The sequence below is a fragment of the Pseudomonas reactans genome (assembly GCF_013385825.1).
Classification (GTDB): domain Bacteria; phylum Pseudomonadota; class Gammaproteobacteria; order Pseudomonadales; family Pseudomonadaceae; genus Aquipseudomonas; species Aquipseudomonas reactans.
Window position 1 is genome coordinate 18,685 of record NZ_JACAPG010000011.1, and the last position, 12,971, is coordinate 31,655.

At 64.2% G+C, this 12,971-nt stretch carries 1 protein-coding gene; it reads left to right on the forward strand.

Features of this window, described 5'->3' with window-relative positions; genetic code table 11:
* Positions 1 to 42 precede the first annotated feature (42 nt).
* The gene (locus HX868_RS11590; RefSeq protein WP_177002958.1) at positions 43 to 12,924 is read left to right on the forward strand and encodes a non-ribosomal peptide synthetase; all 12,882 of its coding nucleotides are present in this window, start codon (positions 43 to 45) and stop codon (positions 12,922 to 12,924) included.
* Positions 12,925 to 12,971 lie beyond the last annotated feature (47 nt).

The following is a 12,971-nucleotide window of genomic DNA, read 5'->3' on the forward strand; positions in this document are numbered from 1 at the left end:
AATTCTTGAATTTCCCGTAAGCCGATTTCAGGCAGGAACCCCATGATGGACGCCTTCGAACTTCCCCGCACCCTGGTCCAGTCCCTTCAACGTCGCGCCGCGCAGACCCCGGACCAGGTCGCCCTGCGCTTCCTCGCCGAATCCGCCGAGCACAATGTTGTGCTCAGTTACCGCGACCTGGACCAGCGCGCTCGCACCATCGCTGCCGCCTTGCAAGCCAATGCGGACCTGGGCGACCGTGCCGTGCTGTTGTTTCCCAGCGGTCCGGATTACGTCGCGGCGTTCTTTGGTTGCCTCTACGCGGGTGTGATTGCAGTGCCGGCCTATCCACCGGAGTCCACCCGTCGTCACCATCAGGAGCGCCTGCTGTCGATCATCAGTGATGCCGAGCCGCGCCTGTTGCTGACCATCGCCAGCCTCGCCGATGGCTTGTCGCAGATCGAAAACGCGCCGCCGGTATTGAGCGTCGATCGCCTGGAAAGCCTCGGGCATTGGGTCGCCCCAGACCTGCATCCAGACGACATCGCGTTCCTGCAATACACCTCTGGCTCCACCGCGCTGCCCAAGGGCGTACAAGTCAGCCACGGCAACCTGGTCGCCAACGAAGTGTTGATCCGTCGCGGTTTTGGCATCGACCTGAACCCGGATGACGTGATCGTCAGTTGGTTGCCGCTGTACCACGACATGGGCCTGATCGGCGGCCTGCTGCAACCGATCTTCAGTGGTGTGCCCTGCGTGCTGATGTCGCCGGCTTACTTCCTCGGTCGCCCCTTGCGCTGGCTGGAAGCGATCAGCGAATACGGCGGCACCATCAGCGGTGGCCCGGATTTCGCCTATCGCCTGTGCAGCGAACGGGTCAGTGAGACGGCCCTGGAGCGCCTGGATCTGAGCCAATGGCGCGTGGCCTATTCCGGTTCCGAACCGATCCGCCTCGACACCCTGGAGCGCTTCGCCGAGAAGTTCGCCGCCTGCGGTTTCACCCCGAACAATTTCTTTGCCTCCTACGGCCTGGCCGAGGCGACCCTGTTTGTCGCCGGTGGCACCCGTGGCCAAGGCATCCCGGCGCTGCGCGTCGACGAGCAGGCCCTGGCCGCCAACCGCGCCGAACCGGGGCAGGGCAGCGCGATCATGAGCTGCGGCACCAGCCAGCCGGAACACGCGGTGCTGATCGCGGACCCCCACACCCTCACCGAGCTGGGCGACAACAGCGTCGGCGAACTCTGGGCCACTGGCCCGAGCATCGCCCACGGCTACTGGCGCAACCCTGAAGCCACCGCCAAGACCTTTGTGCAGCACGCGGGTCGCACCTGGCTGCGCACGGGCGACCTGGGCTTCATCCGTGACGGCGAGGTGTACATCACCGGTCGCCTCAAGGATTTACTGATCGTACGCGGCCACAACCTGTATCCCCAGGACATCGAGCAGACCATCGAGCGCGAAGTGGAAGTGGTGCGCAAAGGCCGGGTTGCGGCCTTTGCGGTAAATGAACAGGGCCTGGAAGGTATCGGCATTGCCGCCGAAATCAGCCGCAGCGTGCAGAAAATCCTGCCGCCTGAAGCGCTGATCAAGGCGATCCGCCAGGCCGTCGCCGAGGCGTATCAAGAGGCGCCAAGCGTGGTGGTGCTGCTCAACCCCGGCGCCTTGCCGAAGACTTCCAGCGGCAAGGTGCAGCGCGCAGCCTGTGCGCTGCGTCACAAGGATGGCAGCCTCGACAGCTATGCCCAGTTCCCCGACCTGCAAACGCAGGTGAGCGATGGGGCGCTGGAATCCGAGCTGCACAACCAGATCGCGGCGATCTGGTGTGAGCAACTGCACATCGCAAGTGTTGCCGCCGATGATCATTTCTTCCTGCTCGGCGGCAACTCCATCACCGCCACTCAGGTGGTCGCACGCCTGCGCGAAACCCTCGGCCTTGAACTGAACCTGCGCATGTTGTTCGAAGCGCCGACCCTGGAAGGCTTTGCCGCCAATGTCGCGCAGTTGCAGCAGGACGGTGGTGTCGCCCAAGGCGCGATTCACCGCCTGTCGCGCCAGGAGGAATTGCCCCAATCCTTGGCGCAGAACCGCCTGTGGATCACCTGGCAACTGGACCCGCACAGCAGCGCCTACACCATCCCCGGCGCGCTGCGCCTGCGCGGCGAGCTGGATGAAGACGCCGTGCGCGCCAGCTTCCAGCAATTGATCCAGCGCCACGAAGCGCTGCGTACGCGTTTCTATGAGCGCGACGGCCAGGCTTTCCAGCGTGTCGACGCCAAAGCGGATTTCGAGCTGCAAGTCATCGACCTCAGTGACCTGCCCGTTGCCGAGCGCGAAGCCCGTGCGCAACAGATCCGCGAAGACGAAGCGCGTACCCAGTTCGACCTGGAAAAAGGCCCGCTGCTGTGGGTGACGCTGGTGCGCCTGGACGATGAAGATCACCAACTGCTGGTGACGCTGCACCACATCATCGCCGACGGCTGGTCGCTGAACATTTTGATCGACGAATTCTCGCGCCTGTACGCCGCCGCAGCCCAGGGCCAAACCCTGGAACTTCCGCCCCTGGCGCTGCAATACGCCGACTACGGCAGTTGGCAGCGTCAATGGCTGGCCGAAGGGGAAGCCCTGCGTCAACTGGCGTACTGGAAAGCGCAGTTGGGTGAGGAGCATCCCACCCTCAGCCTGGCGACCGACCACCCGCGCTCGGCACACCACCGTCACAGTGCCTCACGCCACACCGTGCGCCTTGGCGCGAGCCTCAGCGAAGCGATTCGCCACGCCGCCCAGGCCAACGAGTCAACCCCATTCATGCTGCTATTGGCGACATTCCAAAGCCTGCTGCATCGCTACAGCGGACAGCGCGACATCCGCATCGGCGTGCCCAACGCCAACCGCCCGCGCCAGGAAACCCAAGGCCTGGTCGGTTTCTTCATCAACACCCTGGTATTGCGTGCCGAGCTGCATGGACGCCTGCCGTTCAACGCGCTATTAGCCGCGACACGCCAGGCGGCGCTGGGTGCCCAAGCCCATCAGGACCTGCCGTTCGAACAACTGCTGGAAGCCTTCCCGCAGGCCCGCGAGCAGGGCCTGTTCCAGGTCATGTTCAACCACCAGCAACGCGACCTCAGCGCCTTGCGCCGCCTGCCGGGCATGCTCGCCGACGAGTTGCCGTGGCACAGTCGCGAAGCCAAGTTCGACCTGCAACTGCACACCGAAGAAGACCGCAACGGGCGCCTGAGCCTGTCGTTCGACTACGCCGATGAACTGTTCGAAAACGCGACCATCCAGCGCCTGGCCGAGCACTACATCAACCTGTTGCACGCCGTCTGCGAGCAGCCCCACCAAGCCATCGGCGACCTTGCGCTGATGCAGCACGACGAACAGGCGCTTTACAGCGAAGCACCCTGCGCACCGGCCCAAGTGTGGCTGCCCGAACTGCTCAACCAGCAGACCTCGGACGCCACCGCGCTGGTCTGGGATGGCGGCAGCCTGACCTTCGCCCAACTGCACACCCAGGCCAACCGCCTGGCCCATTACCTGCGCGACAAAGGCGTCGGCCCGGATGTGTGCGTGGCCATCGCCGCCGAGCGTTCGCCGCAATTGCTGGTCGGCTTGCTGGCGATCATCAAGGCCGGTGGCGCCTACGTGCCGCTGGACCCGGATTACCCCGCCGAGCGCCTGGCCTACATGCTCAAGGACAGTGGCGTACACCTGCTGCTGACTCAGACTGCGCTGCTGGAACAGGTGCCGAGTAGCGACGGCGTTTGCGTGATCGCCATGGACAGCCTGCACCTCGATAGCTGGCCAACCCAGCCGCCCGGCCTGCACCTGCACGGCGATAACCTCGCCTACGTGATCTACACCTCCGGCTCCACCGGCCAGCCCAAAGGCGTGGGCAATACGCATGCGGCGTTGGCCGAGCGCTTGCAGTGGATGCAGGCTACGTATCAACTCAATGAAACCGACGTGCTGATGCAAAAGGCGCCGATCAGTTTTGACGTGTCGGTGTGGGAATGCTTCTGGCCACTGATTACCGGATGCCGCCTGGTGCTGGCTGGCCCTGGTGAGCATCGCGACCCGCATCGCATCGCGCAACTGGTGCAGGAACACGGCGTGACCACGCTGCACTTTGTGCCGCCGCTGTTGCAGTTGTTTGTCGACGAGCCGCTGGTGGCTGAATGCACCAGCCTGCGTCGCCTGTTCTCCGGCGGCGAAGCCTTGCCCGCCGAGTTGCGTAATCGCGTGTTGGCACAGTTGCCAGCGGTGCAATTGCACAACCGTTATGGCCCGACCGAAACCGCGATCAACGTGACTCACTGGCACTGCCACGCCGAAGACGGAGAGCGTTCGCCGATTGGCCGGCCGCTGGGCAATGTGATCTGCCGTGTGCTGGATGAACAGCTCAACCCTGTGCCGTTGGGCGTGCCGGGTGAGCTGTGCATCGGCGGCATCGGCCTGGCCCGCGGTTACCTCGGGCGTGCCGGGTTGACGGCGGAGCGTTTTGTTGCCGACCAGCAGGGGGCGCGCCTGTATCGCACCGGCGACCGTGCGCGCTGGGGCGCCGACGGCGTGATCGAGTACCTCGGTCGCCTCGATCAGCAGATCAAACTGCGCGGCTTCCGTGTGGAGCCGGAAGAAATCGAAGCGCGCATGCTCGCCCTGGAGGGTATCGCCCAAGCTGTGGTGCGGGTGCGTGACGGGCAGTTGATCGGTTACTTCACCGCCCAGGGCGAACTGGATGAGGAGGCTGTAAAAACCGCCCTGGCCGCCGAGCTGCCGGAGTACATGGTGCCCGCGCTGCTGATGCGTCTGGACGCCATGCCGCTGAGCCCCAGCGGCAAACTGGACCGCCGTGCATTGCCGGAACCGGTGTGGCAAGTGCGTGAACATGTCGAACCCGAAACCCCGCTGCAACAGCAGATCGCCGCCATCTGGCGCGAAGTCCTCGGCCTGCCAGGCATTGGTCTGCGCGATGACTTCTTCGCCCTCGGCGGCCACTCGTTGCTGGCCACGCAGATCATCTCCCGCACCCGCCAGGCCTGTGACGTCGAGCTGCCGTTGCGCACCTTGTTTGAAGCCAGTGAGTTGGGGGCGTTTGTCGAGCAGGTCGGCCTGATCCAAGCGTCGGGCCAGCGCAACCAACAGACTGCCATCGCCAAGGTCGACCGCAGCCAGCCGGTCCCGTTGTCCTATTCCCAGCAGCGCATGTGGTTCCTGTGGCAGATGGAGCCGGACAGCCCGGCCTACAACGTCGGCGGTATGGCGCGTTTGCGCGGCGTGCTGGATGTGGGGCGTTTCGAAGCAGCGTTGCAAGCGCTGATCATGCGCCACGAAACCTTGCGCACGACGTTCCCGAGCGTCGACGGTGTGGCCTATCAGAAGGTTTCACCGCAAACCGGACTGCGCATGGACTGGCAGGATTTTTCCGCGCTGAGCGAAACCGAACGCCAACCGCGCCTGCAACAACTGGCCGATCACGAGGCTCACACGCCGTTCAACCTGGAAAGCGGGCCGCTGCTGCGTGCGTGTCTGGTCAAGGCCGGCGAGCAGGAACACTACCTGGTGCTGACCCTGCACCATATCGTCACCGAAGGCTGGGCCATGGACATCTTTGCCCGTGAACTCAGCGCGTTGTACGAAGCCTTTATCGATGAGCGCGACTCGCCGCTGGCGCCGCTGCCCGTGCAATACCTGGACTACAGCGTGTGGCAGCGCCAGTGGCTGGAATCCGGCGAGCGTCAACGCCAATTGGATTACTGGACTGCGCAACTGGGCAATGAACACCCGCTGCTGGAACTGCCCGGCGACCGTCCACGCCCACCGGTGCAAAGCCACCAGGGCGAGCTGTACCGCTTCGATTTAAGCGACGACCTCGCAGCCCGCGTGCGTGCTTTCAATGCCGAGCGCGGCCTGACCCTGTTCATGACCATGACCGCCACCCTGGCCGTGTTGCTCTACCGCTACAGCGGCCAGACCGACCTGCGCATCGGCGCTCCGGTCGCCAACCGCATTCGCCCGGAAAGCGAAGGCCTGATCGGCGCGTTCCTCAACACCCAGGTGCTGCGTTGCCAGCTCAATGGGCAGATGAATGTCGCGCAGTTGTTCGAACAGGTACGTCACACCGTAATCGAGGGGCAGTCCCATCAAGACCTGCCATTCGACCATTTAGTGGAAGCCCTGCAACCCCCGCGCAGCGCGGCGTACAACCCGCTGTTCCAGGTGATGTGCAACGTGCAGCGCTGGGAGTTCCAGCAAAGCCGCCAACTGGCTGGCATGACCGTCGAATACCTGGCCAACGATGCCCGCGCGACCAAGTTCGACCTCAACCTGGAAGTCACCGACCTCGACCATCGCCTGGGTTGCTGCCTGACCTACAGCACCGACCTGTTCGACGAACCACGCATTGCGCGCATGGCCGAGCATTGGCGCAACCTGCTGGAAGCCTTGATCGCGGATCCGCAGCAGCGTCTCAGCGAATTGCCGTTGCTGGGCGCCGATGAACAGCGTGTGTTGCAAGACAGCCTGGGCATCGAGAAAGGTGAGCACCGTCTCGATCAGTGCATCCACCCACTGTTCAGCCAGCAGGCGGCAGCCCGTGGCGATGCGCCGGCGCTGACCTTTGCTGGCATGACTCTTAGCTACCGTGAACTCGACACCCGCGCCAACCGCCTGGCCTGGATGCTGCGCGAGCGTGGCGTTGGCCCGCAGGTGCGTGTCGGCCTGGCGTTGCCGCGTTCCCTGGAAATGGTCATCGGCTTGCTGGCGATCCTCAAGGCCGGCGGCGCCTACGTGCCGCTGGATCCGGAGTACCCGCTGGACCGTTTGCACTACATGATCGAAGACAGCGGCATCGGCCTGCTGCTCAGCGATGCGGCGATGTTCGAAGCCCTCGGCGAGTTGCCGGCCACCGTGGCCTGCTGGTGCCTGGAAGATGATTTGCCGGTGCTGACCAACTACCCGGCCGATGCGCTGCCGCTTATCAGCCTGCCGCAACACCAGGCGTACTTGATCTACACCTCCGGCTCCACCGGCAAGCCGAAAGGCGTGGTGGTGTCCCACGGGGAAATCGCCATGCATTGCGCGGCAGTGATCGAGCGGTTTGGCATGCGCGCGGAGGACTGCGAGCTGCACTTCTATTCGATCAACTTTGACGCCGCCACCGAGCGCCTGTTGGTGCCGCTGCTCAGCGGCGCGCAGGTGGTGTTGCGGGCTCAGGGCCAGTGGGATGCAGAAGAAATCTGCGGATTGATCCGCACCCATGGCATCAACATCCTGGGCTTCACCCCGAGCTACGGCAGCCAGTTGGCGCAGTGGTTGGCCACTCAGCAACAGACCTTGCCGGTGCGCATGTGCATCACCGGCGGCGAAGCCCTCACCGGCGAACACTTGCAGCGCATCCGTGCCGCGTTCCAGCCGCAGGTGTTCTTCAACGCCTATGGCCCGACTGAAACCGTGGTGATGCCGCTGGCCAGCCTTGCACCGGAGCAGTTGGAGGAGGGCGCCGCCAGCGTGCCGATCGGCAGCATCATCGGTGACCGCGTGGCGTACATTCTCGACGCCGACCTGGCCCTGGTGCCGCAAGGCGCGACCGGCGAGCTGTACGTCGGCGGCGCAGGCCTGGCGCAGGGGTATCACCAGCGTCCGGGCATGACCGCCGAGCGTTTTGTCGCGGACCCGTTTGCGCGCAATGGCGGGCGCCTGTACCGCACCGGCGACCTGGTGCGCCAGCGCGGCGACGGCCTGGTGGAGTACCTGGGACGTATCGACCATCAGGTGAAGATCCGTGGTTTCCGTATCGAGCTGGGCGAGATCGAAACCCGTCTGCTGGAACATGCAGCCGTGCGCGAAGCGGTGGTGCTGGCGTTGGATTCGCCGAGCGGCAAACAGCTGGTGGCGTATCTGGTCAGCGATGCCGAGCACGGCGCGCTGCGTGACGCGCTGAAGGCCCATCTCAAGGCGCAACTGCCGGACTACATGGTGCCCGCGCACCTGATCGTGCTGGACAGCATGCCGCTGACCGCCAACGGCAAACTTGATCGCCGTGCCCTGCCGCAACCAGATCCTGAGGCAAACCGCCAAATATATGTGGCGCCACGCAACGAACTTGAAAGCACCCTGGCGGCGATCTGGTGCGCCGTGCTCAACGTGCAGCAAGTCGGCCTGGACGATAACTTCTTTGAGCTGGGTGGCGACTCGATCCTGTCGATCCAGGTGGTCAGTCGTGCGCGGCAGGCCGGGATTCACTTCAGCCCCCGTGACCTGTTCCAGCACCAGACCGTGCAGACCCTGGCCGCCGTGGCCACGCGCTCCGAGCAAATCACCGCAGAGCAAGGCGTGCTTACCGGCCCTTCGGGCCTGACGCCAATCCAACATTGGTTCTTCGATACCGACATCCCAAACCGTCAGCACTGGAACCAGGCGCTGGTCCTCAAGCCGCTGCAACTGCTCGATCCCCATCGCCTGGAGCGAGCGCTGCTGGCAGTGCTGGAACACCACGACGCCCTGCGCCTGAGCTTCTGCCAGCGCGACGCGCAATGGCACGCTGAGCATTTGGCCGTGCCGGAAGGCGGCGTGTTGATGCAGGCGCAAGTGCGCGACATGGCGCACTGCACCGCGCTGTTCACCGACACCCAACGCAGCCTCGACCTGGAACACGGCCCGTTGCTGCGCGCCTTGTTGGTGGACGGCCCAGAGGGGCAGCAACGCCTGTTGATCGCGATCCATCACCTGGTGGTGGACGGCGTGTCGTGGCGCGTGTTGTTGGAAGACCTGCAAAACGTCTACCGCCAACTCAGCGACGGTCAGTCCGTCAGCCTGCCGGCCAAGACCAGCGCCTTGCGTGACTGGGCTGCGCGTTTACAAGCCTACGCCGGCAGCGAATCCCTGCGTGAAGAGTTGAGCGTCTGGCAGGACCAGTTGGCCGGGGCTGAGACCGCGTTGCCAGTGGCCCGTCCACAAGGCTCGCTGCGCAACCGCGATGCCGACACCGTCAGCGTGCGCCTGGATGCCGAACACACCCGCCAGTTGCTGCAACAGGCGCCAAGTGCCTACCGCACCCAGGTCAACGACCTGTTGCTGACCGCCTTGGCCCGCGTGGTGTGCCGCTGGAGCGGCCACGCTTCGACGCTGATCCAACTGGAAGGCCACGGCCGCGAAACCCTGTTCGATGAAATCGACCTGACGCGCAGCGTCGGCTGGTTCACCAGTGCCTATCCGCTGCGCCTGACCCCGCACGCCGGGCAGGCCGATTCGATCAAGGCGATCAAGGAGCAACTGCGCGCCGTGCCACACAAAGGGCTGGGCTATGGCGTGCTGCGCTACCTGGCCGATGACCTGTGCAAACAGAGCATGGCTGCGCTGCCGAGCGCACAGATCACCTTCAACTACCTCGGTCAGTTCGACCAGAGCTTCGGCGCCGACGCGCTGTTCCATCCGCTGGAGGAGCCCGCCGGCCTGGCCCACGACCCGAACGCGCCGCTGCCCAACGAGTTGAGCGTCGACAGCCAGGTGTACGGCGGTGAACTGGTGCTGCGCTGGACCTTCAGCCGCGAACGCCATGATCAACAGAGCATCCATGAACTGGCCGATGCCTATCTCGCTGAGCTGCAAAGCCTGGTCGCGCATTGCCTGCAAGACGATGCCGGTGGCCTCACGCCGTCCGACTTCCCGCTGGCACACCTGACCCAGTCGCAACTCGACAGCCTGCCGATTGCCGCCAGCGCCATCGAAGACGTCTACCCGCTGACCCCAATGCAGGAAGGCCTGCTGCTGCACACCTTGTTGGAGCCCGGCACCGGCCTCTACTACATGCAGGACCGCTACCGCATCAACAGCGCGCTCGACCCCGAGCGTTTCGACCAGGCCTGGCAGGCGGTGATCGCCCGTCACGAAGCCCTGCGCGCCTCGTTTTGCTGGAACGTCGGCGAAGACATGCTGCAAGTGATCCACAAGCCGGGCAGCACGCCGATTGAGTACCTGGACTGGAGCAACGACCCGGAAAGCGAACAGGAACCACGCCTGCAAGCGCTGCTCAAGCAAGAGCGCGAAGCCGGTTTCGATCTGCTCAACCAGGCGCCGTTCCACCTGCGCCTGATCCGCGTCGGCGCCGAGCGCTACTGGTTCATGATGAGCAACCACCACATCCTTATCGATGCCTGGTGCCGTTCGTTGCTGATGAATGACTTCTTCGAGCTCTACATGGCCCTCGGTGAAGGCCGCGACGCGCAATTGGCCATACCGCCGCGTTATCGCGACTACATCGCCTGGCTGCAACGCCAGAACCTGAATGAGGCACGCCAATGGTGGCAGCAGAACCTGCAAGGCTTCGAACGCACCACGCCGATCCCGAGCGACCGACCGTTCCTGCGTGAGCACGCGGGCCACAGCGGCGGCATGGTGGTGGGCGACTGCTACACCCGTCTCGATGCCCGCGACGGTGCGCAACTTCGCGAGCTTGCCCAGGCTCACCAACTGACCGTCAACACGTTTGCCCAGGCGGCGTGGGCGCTGGTGCTGCGCCGTTTGAGTGGCGATCGCGACGTGTTGTTCGGTGTGACCGTGGCCGGTCGTCCGGTGGAAATGCCGGAGATGCAGCGCACCGTCGGCCTGTTCATCAACAGCATCGCGCTGCGGGTGAAACTGCCCGAGGACGACCAGCGTTGCAGCGTGCGCCAGTGGCTGAGCGGCTTGCTCGACAGCAATATGCAACTGCGCGAGTACGAATACCTGCCGCTGGTGACGATCCAGGAACACAGCGAACTGCCCAAGGGCCAGCCACTGTTCGACAGCTTGTTCGTGTTCGAAAACGCCCCGGTGGAAGTCTCGGTGCTGGACCGCGCACAAAGCCTCAACGCCACCTCGGACTCCGGCCGCACCCACACCAACTTCCCGCTGACGGCCGTGTGTTATCCGGGTGATGACCTGGGCCTGCACCTGTCTTACGACCAGCGCTACTTCGACGAAACCACCGTGCAAGGCATGCTCGGCGAGTTCAAGCGCCTGCTGCTGGCGTTGGTCCAAGGCTTCCACGGCGACATGGCCGACCTGCCGCTGATTGGCGAGCAGGAGCGTGAGTTCCTGGTGGACGGATGTAACCAGAGCGAGCACGGCTATCCGCTGGAGCGCAGCTACGTCGAACTGTTCGAAGAGCAGGTCGCCGCGCACCCGCAGCGCATTGCCGCCAGTTGCCTTGATCAGCAATGGAGCTATGACGAACTGAACCGCCGCAGCAACGGCCTCGGCCATGCGCTGATAGCCGCGGGTGTCGGTCTGGATCAGTCGGTGGCATTGCTGGCTGAGCGTAATCTCGACCTGCTGGGCATGATCATCGGCAGCTTCAAGGCCGGTGCCGGCTACCTACCGCTGGACCCAGGCCTGCCAAGCCAGCGCCTGCGCAGCATCATCGATTTGAGCCGCACGCCATTGCTGGTCTGCACCGAAGCATCCCGCGAGCAGGCCATCGAATTGCTGGAGGGTTTCGACTGCCAGTTGCTGGTGTGGGAAGAGATTCCGGCACGTGGCGAAAATCCCGGCGTCTACAGTCGCCCGGACAACCTCGCCTATGTGATCTACACCTCGGGCTCCACCGGCCTGCCCAAAGGCGTGATGGTGGAACAGCGCGGCATGCTCAATAACCAATTGAGCAAGGTGCCGTACCTGGCCTTGAGCGACGCGGATGTCATTGCGCAAACCGCGTCGCAGAGTTTTGATATTTCCGTATGGCAGTTCCTGGCGGCGCCGCTGTTTGGCGCACGTGTGGATATCGTGCCGAACACCATCGCGCATGATCCGCAGGGGTTGCTGGAGCATGTCCAGGCTCAAGGGATCACCGTTTTGGAGAGCGTTCCTTCGCTGATTCAGGGCATGCTTGCCCAGGACCGCATCAGCCTGGATGGCTTGCGCTGGATGTTGCCGACCGGTGAAGCCATGCCGCCGGAGCTGGCGCACCAGTGGTTGCTGCGTTATCCGGAGATTGGGCTGGTGAATGCATACGGCCCGGCGGAATGTTCAGACGATGTGGCGTTCTACCGCGTCGACCTGGCGTCTACCCGTGGCACCTATCTGCCGATTGGTACACCGACCGACAACAACCGTTTGTACCTGCTCGATGGCGCCCTGGAACTGGTGCCGCAAGGCGCAGTTGGCGAGTTGTGCGTCGCCGGTACCGGCGTCGGTCGCGGCTACGTCAGCGACCCGCTGCGCACCGCTCCCGTGTTTGTACCCAACCCGTTCGGCGCAGCGGGCGAACGCCTCTACCGCACCGGCGACCTCGCGCGCCGTCGCAGTGACGGAGTGCTGGAATACGTCGGGCGTGTCGACCATCAAGTGAAGATTCGCGGCTACCGCATCGAACTGGGTGAAATCGAAGCGCGCCTGCACGAACAACCGGAAGTGCGCGATGCGGCGGTAGGGGTGCAGGAAGGCGTCAACGGCAAGCACCTGGTCGGCTACCTGGTGGCGGCGGATGAGGCACTGAACCCAAGCGAACGCCTCGACCGCATCAAGCAACGCCTGCGTGCCGAACTGCCGGAATACATGGTGCCGCTGCACTGGCTCTGGCTCGACCGCCTGCCGCTCAACGCCAATGGCAAACTCGACCGCAAGGCACTCCCGGCCCTGGAGATCGGCCAGTTGCACAGCCAGGACTACCTGGCGCCGCGCAACGAGCTGGAAAGCACATTGGCCGCGATCTGGGCCGAAGTGCTGAAGGTTGAGCGGGTAGGGGTCGAAGACAACTTCTTCGAACTGGGCGGGCATTCGTTGCTGGCGACGCAGATTGCCTCGCGGGTGCAGAAGACGTTGCAGCGGGATGTGCCGCTGCGAGCGATGTTCGAGTGCAGCACGGTGGGGGAATTGGCTGAGTATATCGATGGGTTGGCGGCTAATGAGATCAGCGCCGAGAAGGTGGATCGGTTGAGTGATTTGATGGCGGAGTTGGAGGGGCTTTAAGCTTCGTTGTCTGTCAGGGCCTCATCGCCGGCAAGCCGGCTCCTACA

Bases quoted from the DNA above. Each gene is read 5' to 3' on its own strand.
- HX868_RS11590 (WP_177002958.1), top strand. From the start codon at position 43: ATGATGGACGCCTTCGAACTTCCCCGCACCCTGGTCCAGTCCCTTCAA.